General features: G+C 72.0%; 14 protein-coding genes. 7 read left to right on the top strand and 7 right to left on the bottom strand.

The window, feature by feature from the left end; genetic code table 11:
- Window positions 1-1,511, bottom strand: a 1,511-nt coding sequence (locus OFY01_RS14970; protein WP_266600056.1) for a peptidase M16 family protein, incomplete at its 3' end; no start/stop codon positions are given.
- 15 nt (window positions 1,512-1,526) lie between these two features.
- Complete coding sequence (locus OFY01_RS14965) at window positions 1,527-2,477, bottom strand: hypothetical protein (RefSeq protein WP_266600054.1); 951 nt, start codon at window positions 2,475-2,477, stop codon at window positions 1,527-1,529.
- Between the two features lie 195 nt (window positions 2,478-2,672).
- On the opposite strand from OFY01_RS14965, the gene OFY01_RS14960 reads away from it, so the two are divergent.
- On the top strand, window positions 2,673-3,110 hold the full coding sequence (locus tag OFY01_RS14960; RefSeq protein ID WP_266600070.1) for a PH domain-containing protein: 438 nt from the start codon (window positions 2,673-2,675) through the stop codon (window positions 3,108-3,110).
- Between the two features lie 24 nt (window positions 3,111-3,134).
- Here the strand turns inward: OFY01_RS14960 and OFY01_RS14955 are convergent, their stop codons facing one another.
- Complete coding sequence (locus tag OFY01_RS14955; RefSeq protein ID WP_266600052.1) at window positions 3,135-3,416, bottom strand: glycoside hydrolase family 25 domain-containing protein; 282 nt, start codon at window positions 3,414-3,416, stop codon at window positions 3,135-3,137.
- Window positions 3,417-3,646: 230 nt separating this feature from the next.
- On the opposite strand from OFY01_RS14955, the gene OFY01_RS14950 reads away from it, so the two are divergent.
- From OFY01_RS14950 to OFY01_RS14930, 5 genes are all read left to right on the top strand, one after another.
- Window positions 3,647-4,048 (top strand): NUDIX hydrolase, encoded by a 402-nt coding sequence (locus OFY01_RS14950; protein WP_266600050.1) that lies wholly within the window; start codon window positions 3,647-3,649, stop codon window positions 4,046-4,048.
- Between the two features lie 77 nt (window positions 4,049-4,125).
- The gene (locus OFY01_RS14945) at window positions 4,126-4,563 is read left to right on the top strand and encodes an ATP-binding protein (RefSeq protein WP_266600048.1); all 438 of its coding nucleotides are present in this window, start codon (window positions 4,126-4,128) and stop codon (window positions 4,561-4,563) included.
- 327 nt (window positions 4,564-4,890) lie between these two features.
- Window positions 4,891-7,524, top strand: coding sequence for a SpoIIE family protein phosphatase (locus tag OFY01_RS14940; protein WP_266600046.1), 2,634 nt, complete (start codon window positions 4,891-4,893; stop codon window positions 7,522-7,524).
- Between the two features lie 308 nt (window positions 7,525-7,832).
- The gene (locus OFY01_RS14935; protein ID WP_323135514.1) at window positions 7,833-8,945 is read left to right on the top strand and encodes a glycoside hydrolase family 18 protein; all 1,113 of its coding nucleotides are present in this window, start codon (window positions 7,833-7,835) and stop codon (window positions 8,943-8,945) included.
- Window positions 8,946-8,976: 31 nt separating this feature from the next.
- Window positions 8,977-9,291, top strand: a complete 315-nt coding sequence (locus OFY01_RS14930) for a hypothetical protein (RefSeq protein WP_266600042.1) — start codon at window positions 8,977-8,979, stop codon at window positions 9,289-9,291.
- On the opposite strand, the gene OFY01_RS14925 is transcribed toward OFY01_RS14930, so the two are convergent.
- From OFY01_RS14925 to OFY01_RS14910, 4 genes are all read right to left on the bottom strand, one after another.
- Window positions 9,269-10,042 (bottom strand): succinate dehydrogenase/fumarate reductase iron-sulfur subunit, encoded by a 774-nt coding sequence (locus OFY01_RS14925; RefSeq protein WP_266600040.1) that lies wholly within the window; start codon window positions 10,040-10,042, stop codon window positions 9,269-9,271. The two genes, OFY01_RS14930 and OFY01_RS14925, sit on opposite strands and share 23 nt — an antisense overlap.
- The gene (locus OFY01_RS14920) at window positions 10,039-11,988 is read right to left on the bottom strand and encodes a fumarate reductase/succinate dehydrogenase flavoprotein subunit (RefSeq protein ID WP_266600038.1); all 1,950 of its coding nucleotides are present in this window, start codon (window positions 11,986-11,988) and stop codon (window positions 10,039-10,041) included. The genes OFY01_RS14925 and OFY01_RS14920 overlap by 4 nt, the downstream gene beginning before the upstream one ends.
- Window positions 11,988-12,824 (bottom strand): hypothetical protein, encoded by an 837-nt coding sequence (locus tag OFY01_RS14915; protein WP_266600036.1) that lies wholly within the window; start codon window positions 12,822-12,824, stop codon window positions 11,988-11,990. The genes OFY01_RS14920 and OFY01_RS14915 overlap by 1 nt, the downstream gene beginning before the upstream one ends.
- A gap of 319 nt (window positions 12,825-13,143) precedes the next feature.
- Entirely contained in the window at window positions 13,144-13,452 is a 309-nt protein-coding gene (locus OFY01_RS14910; protein WP_266600068.1) for a hypothetical protein, read from the bottom strand.
- 376 nt (window positions 13,453-13,828) lie between these two features.
- On the opposite strand from OFY01_RS14910, the gene OFY01_RS14905 reads away from it, so the two are divergent.
- Window positions 13,829-16,258, top strand: coding sequence for an ABC transporter family substrate-binding protein (locus OFY01_RS14905; RefSeq protein WP_266600034.1), 2,430 nt, complete (start codon window positions 13,829-13,831; stop codon window positions 16,256-16,258).
- The last annotated feature ends 260 nt before the right edge of the window (window positions 16,259-16,518 follow it).

The raw sequence follows: 16,518 nt of genomic DNA, 5'->3' as shown, positions 1-16,518 counted from the left end.
ACGCGATGATCGCCGACATGACCCGCGGCGTCGGCCCCGGGGGCGGCCGCCGCCACGGCTTCGGGCCGCTGCGTGCGTGGCTGTTCCATGCGCGGCGGCAGCCACACCGTGGCCGACGGGTGCACCGCGGCGTCGATGGTCGCCATGGTGTGTGCGTCCACGCCGTACCGGCCCGGCTCGATGTGCACGGTCAGGCCGTCGTGGCCGATCAGCCGGCGTGCCCCGTCGGGCCAGCTCAGCTTGGCGGCGCACTGCCGGAACAGCACGGTGACCGCGTCGTCGCCCGAAGTCAGGCTGACGCCGTCGGCACCGATGAGCAGCGCCGGGGCGTCGCGCCCGGACGGGGTGAACCGCCTGCCGGTGACCGCCGCCGGCGACGTCGTGGGGGCGGCGGCGTACCCGGCCCAGTCGGCGCGATGGCCGGACGGCACCTGCATCAGCGCCGTGGCCTCGGCCTCCGCCGCCACGGCGTGCACGTGCCCCGCGGTGGTCGCCCGCAGCTCCGCCCGCAACTCCTCCGCCTCACGCAGCGGTTGCCCGGCCAGCAGTCCCTCGGCCAGCGCGGGCAGCCGCCGTGCCGCCGCGTCGGGGGCCGCGAGCGACCCGTCGAGGCGACCGCGTACGGCCTCCAGACCGACCGGGTCGATACGTCCCTCGCGCAGCACGGCGAGGACGTCCACGAAACCGCCGAGCGCCGCGTCCTGCTTGGCGGGCAGCACGTCGGCGAAGGCGATGACGGTGGCGAATCCGTCCCGGCGGGAGACGTGGTCGGTGGCCGTCGTGTAGGAGTAGCCGCCGTTCTGGCGCAGCGCGAGGGCCAGTTCGCGTTCGAGCAGGCCCGCGTACAGGCGTGAGGCCATGGTGTCGCGGACGACGCAGTCGCGCAGCACGCCGCCCTGGCCGTCGCTGAAGTAGGCGGGGCAGGCGGGCAGCGCGGACGTCACCGCGGGCATCGGGCGGCGCGGGCCGTCCCACAGCTTCAGGGCCAGACCTGCGGGCAGCCGCTCCCCGGCGATCCACAGCGCGGCGTTGCCCCGGGTGAACAGCGCCCCCGCCCACTCCTGCACATCCTGCGGGCGCAGCTGCCGCACACCCCACTCGGGGAAGGAGACCAGGCCGTAGCCCTGTGCCCCGTAGCGCCACAGCGGCAGTTGGTCGGGTTCGCGGCGGGACTCCTCGGTGCGCAGGATCTCCTTCTCGGTCTCCAGGCGTTCCATCGGCAGGTTCGTCAGGGAGGCGCACACACCGTTCAGGTAGGTGACGACCTCGTGTTCGGTGCCCTCCACGTGGAAGTGCGTGAACGCGGCCTTGGTGGCGCCGTTGAAGTGGACGTCGGTCACGCCCTGGCGGTGCAGCGCCAGATGCTCCACGAGGTGGGTGACGCCGCTTCGGCCGAGCGTCTCGTCGGCGACGCCCGCCCGGAAGACGAGCCCGGCGCGCATCGGCCCCGTGGAGTGGGTGAAGAGGGCGGGGACGCCGTCGACCTCGGTGTGGTGGATGGTCTGGCTCATCAGTCAGTTCACTGTTCAGGTGTGGGAGAGGGCGGCGGCCCGGTGTCGGGTGTAGGTCTCGGCCTTCTCGCCGAAGTAGCTCCAGGGGTACTCGGAGGCGAGGCCGTTCAGCGCGTGGAAGTGCGCGGCGGCCTGGGCCTTGTCCCCGATCATCGAGAACAGCACGGCGAACGAGCCCTGGACCGTCACCCAGCCGTACGGGCGCCGGAAACGCGGGTGCAGCACGGAGCGCCGCGCCGCCTCGACGAGTTCCGCGTGCACGTGCGACTGACGCAGGTACGCCGTGCGTTCGCGGTCGTCGCGCAGATCGAGCGCGTGCTCCACGTGCGCCTCGGCCACCAGGCCCGCGCTCATGGCCCCCTCGGGTGCGCCGAGCATGCACTCCTGGGCGAAACCGTGCGCGGCCTCCCAGCTGCCGCTCCACTTCGGGCACAGCTGCTGCAACAGGCGTGCCTGGGCCGTGAAGTGCGACGGGTGGTGTTCGCTGAGCCGGTCGTAGCGGCGCCGCGCCTCGTGCTGTCCGAGCTGCAGCCCGCGGGCGGTGTTGAGCCGCTCCGACCAGGCCGCGTCGTACGCGGGGTCGATGGCGGTGGCCCGGATGAGGAGTTGCTCGGCCCGGCGCAGGTGTTCGTGGAACGCCTCGAACTGCTCCCGGCTGACCTTGCTCGCCCGCGCGGCCGTCCGGATGCCCCAGCCGATGTTGATCTCACGGGCGCCGAGGAGCGTCAGGGCGAGTACGTCGCCGGGGGCGGCGGCGACCCATGCGCGCAGCGCGTGCTCGACCCCGTCGACCTCGGCGATCACGCTGCTCACGAACGACCGGTCGGTGCCCGGCGGCAGGCTGTCGACGTAGCCGCGGACCGATGCCCAGTCCGACGCGGCGGCGGCCTGCCGCAGCCAGCCGAACTCGGGATGGGCCGAGGCCGGTTCGAAGTCGGGCGGCGGCAGCGCGCGGGCGGGTGACATGGCGTGGATATTAAGCGATCGTCGGTGAAGCGGTCCCCGTCAAACGGACTTGGCGGATCCTTGCCCTGATCTTGATGACCGGCTGACCGGCCCTTTCCCCGCGCTGTAGGCGACTTGGCCAAACTGACCCGGCCCGTGACACGACCCCGCCGCAGGTGGTCCCGTCACCTTATGGAACCTGGAGTCCCCGTGGCCATGAACGCTCGCCGCAACCGTCAGCTGACGCAGGCCGCACAGCCTCTGCTCATCCCGGGCGAGCGGGTCGAGCTCGTCTCCCTGGTCACGGTCGGCACGGTCTCGGTCCGCAAGCAGGTGCTGACCACGACCGTGGTCGCGATCCTGACCCTGGGCATGGTGATGGCGACGGTGCGGCCCAAGGCGATGTACCTCATGCTGACCGACCAGCGCGTGCTCTTCTTCGACGGCAACCGCGGCGGCAAGCCCGGCAAGCTTCTGATCAACTTCCCCCGCCATGTCGTCACCGCGACCGAGACCAAGAAGGGGATGCTGGGGCTCACGGCCATCACCTACCTGAACGTGACGGGCCAGGCGGAGGGCCTGAAGGTCACCTTCCCGGCCCAGACTCGCGCGGACAGCCGCCCGTTCGCCGCGGCGTTCCCCGTGACGCGCTGAGCGCGCGGGCCGGACGGCCGGCTCTCAGCCGACGACCGCGACCGGAGCGTCCCAGGCGTCGTGGTCGACGGTGACGGTGGCTCCGCCGTACGTCTCGCGCTCGCCCACCGCGTACTGGTGGCCGCGGCGGTGACCGGACCACAGGGCCGGGGAGAAGGGGAAGTCGGCGCTTGTGGTGTCGTTGCCGTCGTACGTGGCGTACCACAGCGCGTCCGGCAGGCCCGGGACGCCGTTCGCCTCCGCCCTGGCCACGGCGGCGGCGGACAGGGCGATGTAACGGGATCTGGGCAGGGGGCGCTTGGGCACAGGTCCTCTTAGGCAGGGGAGGAGGAACGGGTGACGGAAGGCGAGCGGACGGTGGGGAGACGGGGGGCCGGTGCGCCAGTGCTGCGCGCGGGCCCGGCCGGCGTCGGCCGCCGGGCGCACTATAGCCGCGCCGGCGCCCTGTCAGGGCCTCGCCCGGGGCGGCCCCACGAGCACGACGTGGTGCTGCCGCTAAGGTCTGGCGGGCAACGACGACGAAGGCGGAGTGAGTGATGTCGGGCCTGATCGACACGGTGGCCTGGGTGCGGGCCGAGGGTGGCAGGATCCTCTGCGCGCGGCCACGCGGCAAGGACGTCTTCTACGTCCCCGGCGGCAAGCGGGAAGGCGCGGAGAGCGACCTGGAGACGCTGGTGCGCGAGATCAAGGAGGAGCTGACGGTCCTGCTCGACCCGAAAACGGTCGCCCATGTGGGTACGTACGAGGCGGGCGGGCCGGGTCTCCCGGCGGGTGTGGTGGTGCGGATGGCCTGCTACACCGCCGAGTACCAGGGAGAACTGAGGCCGAGCAGCGAGATCGAGGAGGTGGCCTGGTTCTCGTGCGCGGACCGGGACCGGGTGCCTCCTGTCGACCAACTGCTCTTCGACACTCTCAAGTCCCGTGGCGAACTCGCCTGACGGGGTACTGGACCGTGACGCGGTACTGGGCCCGGAGATCCGGGTATACCCCTACTAATCCGAAGAAACCGGGCAGAGTGTACGTCGTACGCGAGGGAGTGATCGGCGTGCTCCACGGCGACGGCGACCGTGCCGAATGGGCGTTCCCCGCCGACCCCACGGCAGTGCGCCGCGCTCGCGCCGCGGTCCGCGCGCAGCTCGCCGGCTGGGGCCTCGACGCTCTCACCGACGTCACGACGCTCCTGGTCAGCGAGCTGGTCACCAACTCCCTGCGGCATGCGTCAGGACCGATCGGGGTGCGCCTCGTCCGGCCGTCCGAAGCCACCGGCGCGCTGCTCGTGGAAGTCTCCGACCCGCTGCCCGACCCGCCCCGCGCCCGAGTGGCCGCACCCGACGACGAGCACGGCCGTGGCCTGCAACTCGTCGAGGGCGCGTCGCGGCGCTGGGGGACGAAGTGCGAGGGCGGGGCCGCCGGCGGGAAGACGGTGTGGTTCGAGCTGCCGCTGCCCGGTTAGGAGACGTAAGGGCGAAAGCACGAGCCGCGGACTTCGCGGGTGGCGTGCGGACCCATGCGTGGGCCCGCCTGAGGACCCGCGTGAGGACCACGTATGGACCCACGTATGGACCCACGTATGGACCCACGTATGGGCCGACGCACGGACCCACGTGTGGACCCACCCTCGGTCTGGGTACGGAAAAAGTCGGTTCCCGGCAGGCTGAATCACGCCGGGAGCGTGGTGTGATCGTGAACACCGTGTTGCGCGGCGCCGCAGTGCTGGATACTGCGGGCAGCCGCCCCGGTGACCGATGCCGGACGCGGTGAGCTGGAGGGGACGGTTCGCGTGAGCGGGATACCAGCGAAGGCCGACGCGGCCGGGGAGCCCTCGGACGCGGCGTCGGCGCGGGACGACGGACGAGGCGGTGCGCCCGCGGGCCCCGCACAGTCGGTACGGGCCGACATCTGGCAGTCCGACCCGCCGGGTTCGATCTACGACTACATCAAGGTCGCCTCGTTCTCCATCGGCCCCGACGGGCTGGTCGAACAGTGGAGCAGGCGCGCCGAGCGGCTGCTGGGCATCGCCGCGCGGGACGCCGTGGGCAAGGACCCCATCGAGGCGTTCGTCCCCGCCGACCTGCGCGAACAAGGGCACCGCAAGATGGCGGAGATCCTCGACGGACGGGAGTGGACGGGCGTCGTCCCGTTCCGCGCGCCCGAGGCGGAGCCCTCGCCCGCGCAGACCGGCGTCGCCGAGGTCTACGTCATGCCGACCACCACCGAGTCCGGCGAGCGCGCCGCTGTCTGCATCGTCGTGGACGTGCGGGTGCTGCGCCACATCGAGACCGACCTCGCCGCCTCGCAGGCGATCTTCGGTCAGTCGCCTTTCGGTTTCCTGCTGTTCGGCACCGACCTCAAGGTCCAGCGCGCCAACCGCACCTTCACCGACGTCTTCGGAGGTCAGGCCGCCGACCACCGCGGCCGCACCGTCCACGACTACCTGCCGCGCCACGAGGCCGACCGTGTACAGGGCGCGCTGCGCCGGGTCCTGGAGACCGGCGACGCCGTCACCGAGATGCAGCTGGTCGGCCCCGCGCCGGACTCGCCCGAGCGGCGCCACTGGTCCATCAACCTGTACCGCGTGCACAGCGGTTCGGGCCGCCCCATCGGGGTCGCCGGGCTCGCCACCGACGTCACCCGGCGGCACGCCGCCGCCCGCGAGGCCGCCCACGCCCGCCGCAACCTCGCGCTGCTCAACGACGCGGGCGCCCGCATCGGCACCTCCCTCGACCTGGAGACGACCGCCCGCGAACTCCTCGACGTGGTGGTGCCCGGCTTCTGCGACCTGGCCTCCGTCGACCTCTACCAGGTGCTGCTCGCGGGCGACGAGACGACCCTCGTCGGGCACGGGCTCGCGGACGGCAGCGCCGAGTTGCGCCGCGTCGCCGCCGCCAGCGCCGTCGCCGACGTGCCCTTCCTCGACCTGGGCGGCGAGGAGCCGGTCGACGTGGGGGCGGTGCACCGCTTCCCGTTCAACTCCGCGCCCGCGCACGCCCTGCGCACCGCACGGCCCAAACTGCTGCCCACGCAACCCGGCGACCTGGTGCGGTCCACGCTCGCCGTGCCGATGGTCGCGCGTGACACGGTCGTCGGGCTCGTGCAGTTCTCCCGTACGAAGGGCAGTGAGCCGTTCAACGAGCGCGACCGGGCGCTCGCCGTGGAGCTGGCCGCCCGTGCCGCGGTCTGCATCGACAACGCCCGCCTGTACCGCCGCGAGCACGAGCGCGCCCTGATCCTTCAGCGCTCCCTGCTGCCGCCGGACGATCCGGAGGCGGCGGGCCTCGACATCGCCTGCCGCTACCTGCCGGGCAACGCGGCGACCGAGGTCGGCGGCGACTGGTTCGACGTCATCGAACTGCCCGGCCACCGCACCGCGCTGGTCGTCGGCGACGTCATGGGCCGTGGCCTGCGTGCCGCCGTCGCCATGGGCGAACTGCGCACCGCCGTACGTACGTTGGCGCTGCTCGACCTCGAACCGGCGGAAGTGCTCAGCGCGCTGGACGAGATCGCGCGCGGTCTCGGAACGCCCGGCGGCGGCCAGGCGCCGCCCCGGAGCCCGCGCGGCTCCGGTGCCACGGCGTCGGCCGAGGACCTCTCGGAGGTCTACCTCGCCACCTGCGTCTACGCCGTCTACGACTCTGTCACCCGCCGCTGCACCTTCGCCAACGCGGGTCACCTGCCGCCCGTCCTCGTCGAACCCGAGTCCGGCGCACTCATGCTGGACGTGCCGCCCGGCATGCCGCTCGGCGTGGGCGGCGAACCCTTCGAGGAGGTCGAGGTGGAGCTGCCGGAGGGCGGCCTCCTCGCCCTCTACACCGACGGCCTCGTCGAGTCCCGCGACCACCCGCTCGACGAGGGGCTCGCCGCGTTCCGCGCCGCGCTCGACGGCGCGGCGCCGGGCCTGGAAGACGTCTGCGACCACGTTCTGAGCACCCTCGACATCCACCATGGCGAGGACGACATCGCGCTGCTCATGGCCCGCGTACAGGGTCTGCCCGGCGACCACGTCGGCGACTGGACGCTGCCGCGCGAGCCCAAGTCGGTGGGCCGCGCCCGTGAGTACGCGCGGGCGCAACTGCTCGACTGGGACCTCGATCCCTTGGTGGACACGGCGGAACTCCTGGTGAGCGAACTGGTCACGAACGCACTGCGCTACGGCGAGGGCGAGATCAGGCTCCGCCTGCTGCTGGACCGGACGATGGTGTGCGAGGTGTGGGACGCGGGCCTCGTGCAGCCGCGTCGCCGCCGCGCCCGCGACACCGACGAGGGCGGGCGTGGCCTCCAGCTCGTCGGACTGCTCAGCGCGTCCTGGGGCTCGCGGCGCACGCCGCGCGGCAAGACGGTGTGGTTCGAACTCCCGCTCCCCGACGGCGACTCGGGCCTGGCCGACCCGACGGAGGCCCTGCTCAGCCTCTTCTGACGCCCGTCGGTACGCAACCGCGCGGTCGGCCCGACCGTCAACACTGGCAACACCGGTGACACCTGGGAGGGGCCGCAATGGAACCGGCAGAGCGGGAGCCTGACGGCGAGGCGCAACCGGGACAGCCCCCTCCCATCCCTCCCCACAGCCCCGACGCCCACCCGCCCGCCCCGGCCGCCACCCTGCCCAGCCCCCCGGAACCGCACCGAGACGCCGCAGGGCCCACGCCCCACAAGGGGCGTGGGGAGCTGTGCGAGGAGGGGCCGAGGCCCGCTGAGACCGACGGGAGTTCGGCGGCTGGCGGTGGTGTGCGGGGGCGCGGGGAACTGCGCGAGGAGGGCTCACGGCCCGCAGAGGCCGATGAGACCTCGACCGGCAGCGGTGGCGAGTCCGGCGGGGCGAAGCCCCGCCGGAGACCTCACCGCATCCGCTGGGCAGCGATCGGCCTCGTCCTCGCCCTCCTCCTGCCCCTCCTCGCCACCCAGATCGCCCTGCGCCTGAACTACACCGGCCCAATCGCCGAAGGCACCGGCGCCACCACCCGGCACCGCGACGCGATCTGGCTCGGTCACGCCTGGGTCGACGGCCGCAAGAGCGACGCCGACATCACCGCGCTCGCCCGCCGCCTGCGCACCACCGGGATACGTGACCTGTACGTGCACGCGGGCCCGTTGGAGCACGACGGCACGCTGCCCGCCTCCGCCCACCCGAGGGCCGGCCACCTCATCACCGCCGTCCACCGTGAGCTCCCCGGCGTACGCGTACAGGCATGGCTCGGCGACGTGCTGGCCACGGAAGGGCCCGACGGCATGCGTCTCGAACGGCCCGCCACCCGCGCCGCCGTCGTCCGCTCCGCCCGGCAGGTCCTCGACGCCGGGTTCGACGGCGTCCACTTCGACCTGGAGCCGGTGCACTCCGGCGACCGGCACTACCTCGACCTCCTCGGCACACTGCACGGCCTGACCGGCGCCCGCCACGCCGTCCTGTCCGTCGCCTCCCACCAGATCGACCCGCTGCCCGGCCTGCACGCCGTCGCCGGAGTCGTCACCGGGCACCCCAAGTGGTGGTCCCAGGCGTTCTTCGGGCAGGTGGCGCGCCGGGTCGACCAGATCGCCGTCATGTCGTACGACACCATGCAGCAGTGGCGGAGCACGTACGGCGGTTACGTCGCCCAGCAGACCTCACTCGCGCTCGAAGTCACCCCGCCCACCACGGATCTGCTGATGGGCCTGCCCTTCTTCCACGAGAACCGTTTCGGCCACCGCGGCGCGGCAGAGACCGTCCCGGCCGCCGTCCGCGGCGTACGCCTCGGCCTGACCCGTACCGACGTGGACCGACAGCGCTTCGGCGTCGCCCTGTACGTCGACTTCGCGGCGACCGAGGCGGACTGGCGCGCGTACCGTCGTGACTGGGTCGGATGACGCGGCCCCCGACCGTGGCATGCTGAGCGCCATGCACATATTCCTGGGAGTGGCGGGCGCCGGGGTCTTCGGTCTGCTCGGCGTCGTGGGGGTCGTCAGCATCGTCACCGGCTGGGTCGCGCCCTGGGGGCGGACCCGGGTACTGCGCCCGAGGCTGTGGGGGGCCGGCTGCGTCGTCGCCGCGGTCAGCGGAGGGCTGTTCTTCTTCCTGGGGCCGTACCCCGGGCACTACGGCCCCCTGCCCTGGCTCTGCTGGTCCGTGTTCTTCGGCGCGCTGATCTTCCAGACACTCGCCCAGCGGCCCGGCCGTGCCGGCCCGGCCACTACGAAGAAGAACGCCTCCTGATCTTCGATCCGAGCCACACCAGCGGGTCGTACTTGCGGTCGGCCGCGCGCTCCTTCATCGGGATCAGCGCGTTGTCCGTGATCCTGATGCCCTCGGGGCAGACCTCCGTACAGCACTTGGTGATGTTGCAGTAGCCGAGCCCGTGTTCCTCCTGGGCGGCCGTCTTGCGGTCCAGACCGCTGTCGGCGGCGGCGTCCAGCGGATGCATGTCGAGTTCCGCGACGCGCATCAGGAAGCGCGGCCCGGCGAACGCCGTCTTGTTCTCCTCGTGGTCACGGACCACATGACAGGTGTCCTGGCACAGGAAACACTCGATGCACTTACGGAACTCCTGCGGCCGGTCGACGTCCTCCTGCATCATCCGGTACTCGCCCGGCCCGACGTCCCGCGGCGGCACGAACGCCGGAACCTCCCGCGCCTTCGCGTAGTTGAAGCCGACGTCCGTCACCAGGTCCCGTACGACGGGGAACGTCCGCAGCGGTGTCACCGTGATCGTGTCGTCGCGGCCGAAGACCGACATGCGGGTCATGCACATCAGGCGCGGGCGGCCGTTGATCTCCGCGGAGCACGAACCGCACTTGCCCGCCTTGCAGTTCCAGCGGACCGCGAGGTCGGGGGCCTGCGTCGACTGGAGGCGGTGGATGATGTCGAGGACGACCTCCCCGTCGTTCACCTCGACCCGGAAGTCCTTCAGGCCGCCGCCGTCCTGGTCCCCGCGCCACACCTTGAAGCGGGCCTCGTAGGTACTCAATCGAACAGCTCCTCTTCGGACAGGTACTTCACCAGCTCCTCCTTCTCGAAGAGGGCGAGCAGGTCGGGGCGGATCGGTTCGGGGGTGTCGCGCTCCAGCCGGATCTGCCCTCGCGCCGGATCGGCGGCGGCCACACCGGCGCCGCTCTCGCGCAGGCGGCACAGCAGGTTCACCCGGCGCCAGGACCGGTCCATGCCAGGGCGGTCCTCGCGGGTGTGCCCGCCGCGCGACTCCGTGCGCTCCAGGGCGGCACGCGCGATGCACTCGCTGACCAGCAGCATGTTCCGCAGGTCCAGGGCGAGATGCCAGCCGGGGTTGAACTGCCGGTGGCCCTCCACCCCGGCCCGGCGCGCCCGCACCCGCAGATCGGCGAGCTTGCGCAGCGCCTCCTCCATCTCGCCCTCGCGGCGGATGATGCCGACCAGGTCGTTCATGGTCTGCTGGAGCTCCTGGTGCAGCGTGTACGGGTTCTCGGGCGCGGTGCCCGGCTCCTCGCTCCGGGTCTCCGCCTCCGCCGAGAAGGGCCTCAGCGCCTCGGCCGACGCCGTGTCGATCTGCTCGTCGGTGACGGTCGGGCGGTCATCGGCCGGTGACTCGGCCGCGTACCGGGCCGCGTGCAGCCCGGCCCGGCGCCCGAACACCAGCAGGTCGGAGAGCGAGTTGCCGCCGAGCCGGTTGGAACCGTGCATGCCGCCCGCCACCTCCCCGGCGGCGAACAGCCCCGGCACGCCGCGCGCCGCCGCCGAGTCGGAGTCGACCGCGACACCGCCCATCACGTAGTGGCAGGTCGGCCCGACCTCCATCGCCTCGGCGGTGATGTCGACGTCCGCCAGCTCCTTGAACTGGTGGTACATGGACGGCAGTCGCCGCCGGATGACGTCGGCGGGCATCCGCGTCGACACGTCGAGGAACACCCCGCCGTGCGGCGATCCGCGCCCCGCCTTCACCTCGGCGTTGATGGCCCGCGCCACCTCGTCGCGCGGCAGCAGTTCGGGCGGGCGGCGGTTGTGGTCCGGGTCGTCGTACCAGCGGTCGCCCTCGTCCTCCGACTCCGCGTACTTCTCCTTGAAGACGTCGGGGACGTAGTCGAACATGAACCGCTTGCCGTCGGAGTTCCTCAGGACACCGCCGTCGCCGCGCACCGACTCGGTGACGAGGATGCCCTTCACGGACGGCGGCCAGACCATACCCGTCGGATGGAACTGCACGAACTCCATGTTCAGCAGCGGGGCACCGGCCAGCAGCGCCAGGGCGTGCCCGTCACCGGTGTACTCCCACGAGTTGGAGGTCACCTTGAACGACTTGCCGATGCCGCCGGTGGCGAGCACGACGCTCGGCGCCTCGATCACGAAGAAGCGGCCGCTCTCGCGCTCGTAGCAGAACACACCGCGGACGCGGCCGTCGTCACCCGTCAGCACACGGGTGACGGTGCACTCCTGAAAGACCTTGAGGTTCGCCTCGTGGTCCCCGCTCTCCGCGTGGTCCTCCTGCTGGAGCGCGACGACCTTCTGCTGCAGTGTGCGGATCAGTTCAAGACCCGTACGGTCGCCCACGTGCGCGAGCCGCGGATACTCGTGCCCGCCGAAGTTGCGCTGCGAGATCCGGCCGTCCTTCGTGCGGTCGAAGAGCGCGCCCCACGTCTCCAGCTCCCAGACCCGGTCCGGGGCCTCCTTCGCGTGCAGCTCGGCCATCCGCCACTGGTTGAGGAACTTGCCGCCGCGCATGGTGTCGCGGAAGTGCACCTGCCAGTTGTCGCCGGAGTTCACATTGCCCATGGCGGCCGCGATGCCGCCCTCGGCCATCACCGTATGGGCCTTGCCGAACAGGGACTTGCAGATCACCGCCGTGCGAGCGCCGTTCTCGCGGGCCTCGATCGCCGCCCTCAGCCCGGCGCCCCCGGCGCCGATCACGACAACATCCCACTGCTGCCGCTCCACCACACTCATCAGAAGAACCTCGGATCGTCGAAGACGCCGGACGCGACCAGATAGACGTAGAAGTCGGCGAGCGCCACGCTCACCAACGAGGACCAGGCGAGCAGCATGTGACGGGAGTTCAGCTTGCCGACCCACCCCCACAGCCGATAGCGCACAGGGTGTCGGGAGAAGTGTTTGAGCCGCCCGCCCACGATGTGCCGGCACGAGTGGCAGGAGAGCGTGTACGTCCAGATCAGCGCGATGTTGACCAGGAACACCAGCGTGCCGAGCCCCATGTGGCCCCACGCCCCGCGCGCGTCGCGGAACGAGAGCACGGTGTCGTAGGTGAGCACGCAGGCCACGAGCACGGCCGCGTAGAAGAAGTACCGGTGGATGTTCTGCAGGACGAGCGGGAACCGCGTCTCCCCGCTGTACTTCTTGTGCGGCTCTGCCACCGCGCAGGCGGGCGGCGACGCCCAGAAGCCCCGGTAGTAGGCCTTGCGGTAGTAGTAGCAGGTCAGGCGGAAGCCGAGCGGGAAGATCAGGATCAGCAGGGCGGGGGACAGGCCCCACCAGCCGCCGAACAGCTCCCAGTCGGGGCCGCCCCGCATCGGCACGCAGTTGTGTGCCAGGCACGGCGAGTAGAACGGGGAGACGTACGGGGCCGCGTAGTAGTCCGCGTTCGCGAACGCCCGCCACGTCGAGTAGACGATGAAGGCGAGCAGCCCGGCGGTCGTCACGGCCGGAGCCAGCCACCAGCGGTCGGTGCGCAGATGGGGCGCGGCGATGGCGGCACGCGTCCGGCCTCTGACGCCGCCGCCGGTGGGATGCGGTTCGGTGCTGGTGGGTTCCGTTCCGGTGGCCAACGAAGCCTCCGCTCGAAGGGTCAGGTGCGGTGTTGTCGGGTGGGGTGTCGCCGGGTGGGGTGTTGTCGGGTGGGGCGGTGCCCGGTGGGGTGTTGTCGGGTGGGGCCGTGCCCGGTGTGTTGTCGGATGGGGCGGCGCCGGGTGGGTGGAGCCCGGAGGGGCGTTGTCCTGTGAGGTGGCACCTGGTGGGGTGGGTGGCGCCCGGTGGTGTGGCGTCTGGTGGTGGGGCGTCTGGTGGTGTGGCGTCTGGTGGTGTGGCGCCCCGTGGGGTGCCGTCCGGTGGTGTGGTCCCCGGAGGGGTGCCGTCCGGTGCGGCCGGTCATGGGGCGTGGCGGCCGTGCGCGCCGAGGCCCTCGTCGTCGAGCCCCTCGGCGCCCGTCCACAGCGAACTGTCGTACGGGGTGTCGGGGACCGGCACGACCTCGGGCCCGCGCTGTCGGCCCACGGCCGGTGCGGCGGTCTCGCACAGCAGGGCGACGCTCTCGCGCAGGTGGGCCGTGTCGGCGCGGACCCGGCGCAGGTCGGGCCCGCCGCCGGGGCCGCAGAGCCGGGGCTCGATGCGTTTCACGGCGCGGGCGAGCTCGTCGAGGCAGCGCTGAACCGCCGTCAAGTCGTCGTCCAGGGACATGACGTTGTGCCCTCGCTTCCGCCGGGTGCGGTTGCTCATGCGCCTGTGAGTGTTGCGCGTCACATTGCGGTTTGTGAAGGGCGAGGCGCGGATTGCGGGGGCGTATGGGGGCGCGGGGGGTTCGTTTCGCGCCGCCCCCGGGGCGGGGCGGTGTTTCGCCATGGGCGGCCGCGAGTCCGCTGTGGCTGGCGGCCACGCCGCAAGGGAAACGGGAACCCCGTCGGACCCCGCCGTTCCGCCGCACGGGTGGCATTCGGCCGCGCCCCCGCCGTGTCACCCGCCCCCGGTCGGCCGGATCCCCTTCAGTGAGCCAATAGATGTGATCAGCTCCATATACCGCCAAACGTGATCATTCCCGGCCGCTCCGGAGGTATCCGTGTTGCCCCTAGCCCACAGGCGCCCAGGACCCGTCGCCCGCTCGGCCGCGTTCCTCGTGAGCGGCGCGCTCGCCGTGACCACCCTCGCGGGGTGCGGCTCCGACGACGACGCGAGCCGCCCCGCCGCCGGGCAGGACATCGCGCCCGCCGCCCGCGCCCAGCTCAGGGACGGCGGCACCCTGCGCTGGGCCGTCGACGCGATGCCGCACACCTTCAACTCCTTCCAGGCCGACGCCGACGCCACCACCGACCGGATCACCGGCGCCGTCCTGCCGTCGATGTTCCGCATCGACGCGAACGGCCGCCCGAAGCTCGACCCCGACTATCTGGAGAAGGCCGAGGTCGTCAAGACCAAGCCGAAGCAGGTCGTGGTCTACAAGCTCAACCAGAAGGCGGTGTGGAGCGACGGCCGGGAGATCGGCGCCGACGACTTCGCCGCCCAGTGGCGTGCCCTGTCCGGCCACGACACCGCGTACTGGACCGCCCACAACGCCGGCTACGACCGCATCGAGAAGATCGAGCGCGGCGCCAACAACCTCGAGGTCCGGGTCACCTTCGCCAAGCCGTACGCGGACTGGCGCTCGCTGTTCTCGCCGCTCTACCCCAAGAGCGTCATGGGCAAGCCGGACGACTTCAACGAGGGCGCCCGTCGCACCCTCAAGATCACGGCGGGCCCCTTCACCGTCGCCAAGGTCGACCGCAAGGCCGACGACATCACGCTGAAGCGCAACCCCCGCTGGTGGGGCCGCCAGGCCAAGCTGGACCAACTGGTCCTGGTCGCCGTGCCGCGCGCCCAGCGGCCCGCCGCGCTCGCCGCGGGCAAGCTCGACCTGGCCGACATGGGCGAGAGCGGCGCCGACCGCATCGCGTTGGCCGACCGGCAGAAGGGCGCCTCGGGCCCGCCCGCGCACGGCCCTGCCGGCCTCACCCCCGCGCAGGCGCTGCGCTCGTGGGCGATCATGCACGGCGACGACGAGGACGCCGCCGCCAAGGAGGCCGCCGCCCGCAAGAAGGCCCGCAAGGCCGCGCGGACGTACGCGAAGGAACAGCACGGGCTGCGCGGCTACGTCGTCCGCAAGTCCCTCGAACCCGCCTACACGCAGCTCGCCCTGAACGGCACGTCGGGCCCGCTCACCGATGAGCGCGTGCGCCGCGCCGTCGCCCGCGCGATCGACCGGCGCAAGCTCGCCCAGCTCGTGCTCAAGCCGCTCGGCCTGCCCGTGCACACCGTGGGCAGTCACCTCGCCCTGTCCGGACAGGCCGCGTACAAGGACAACAGCGGAGCGCTCGGCAAGCCGGACACCGCCGAGGCGCGGGCCCTGCTCGCCGACGCGGGCTGGGTGGCGGGCGGCCCGGTCAAGGACAAGGACAAGGACAAGAGCGAGGCCAAGGAGAAGGAGAAGGACAAGGAGAAGGGCAAGAAGAAGGGGACGGACGAGGCGAAGGCGGCGGCCGGCAGCGAGGGCGAGAGCGCGGACGACGGTACGTACATCGTCGGCGAGGACGACCAGAAGTCCGGTGGTGTCCGGACATCGGGCGACGACGGGAAACCTCGCGACGACCGCAAGTCCGCCGACGTCATGCCCGCCCTGTTCGGTCCGGGCCGGGTAGCCGCCGCCCAGCATGCCGCACTGCTGCACCAGGTCGACCTGGTGCGCGGGCTGCGGGCCGGTCAGCCCGCCGACAAGGACAAGGCGGGCAAGCGCCACTCCGACGCGCGGCGGCAGGCGGCCGAGGACCTCAAGAGCGACGCACGTCATCAAGTCGACCAGCACCTGCACAAGGGCGCGCCCGCCGGTGCGTACGCCCCGAAGGGCACCGCCGCCCCGGCGCACGCCAAGGACGGGGCGAGGACGGCGCCGCTCGCCAAGAACGGCAAGCCGCTCACCCTCCGGTTCGTCGTGCCCTCGGGCGTGGGCACCGAGCAGCTGCGGGCGGTCGCCGACCGGATCACGCAGATGCTGGCCAAGGTCGGCATCCAGACGGACCTGACCAAGGTCGCCGACGCCAGCTACTTCAAGGACCACATCGCCAACGGCGACTACGACCTCGCCCTCTACTCCTGGCCGGCCTCCGCCTACCCGGCCACCGACGGCCGCCCCATCTACGCCAAGCCGGTCCCGGCCGCCGACGGTTCGCTCACGGTCGAGCAGAACTACACGCGGGTCGGCACCGACCGCATCGACCAGCTCTTCGACGAGGCGATCGGCGACCTCGACCAGGGCGACGAGCGCTCGCTCATCAAGCAGGCCGACGCCCGCATCTGGGCCGCCGCAGGATCGATTCCGCTCTACCAGCGCCCGGAGCTGGTCGCGGCGCGGCCGAACGTCGCCAACGCCGGGGCCTTCGGGTTCCAGCAGCCGGAGTACGAGGACATCGGCTTCCTCAAGCCGGGCGTGAAGCCGTCGTCGTCCCCGTCGAAGAAGTAGGCAGGAGCAGGAGCAGGAGCAGGAGCAGGAGCAGGAGCAGGAGCAGGAGCAGGAGCGGGAGCCGCAGCAGGAGGCCGCCGGAGGAAATCCGAGAAGCCTGGAGAACCCTGGACAAAGCTGGGGAGAAAACCGGAGGAAACGGCCGGAGACGCCGCCGAAGAGTGGTTCGAAGATCACGAACCTCAGATCGTCCTCAATTCCCTTGCCCGCCGGCCGCCCCGGCGGGCAAGGTTCGTTCCAACCCGTTGACCTGCGCAATC

Origin of the sequence: Streptomyces beihaiensis (genome assembly GCF_026274175.1) — a bacterium.
GTDB lineage: Bacteria > Actinomycetota > Actinomycetes > Streptomycetales > Streptomycetaceae > Streptomyces > Streptomyces beihaiensis.
Note: the sequence above shows the minus strand (reverse complement) of the source record. Positions and strands in the feature narration are given on the sequence as shown.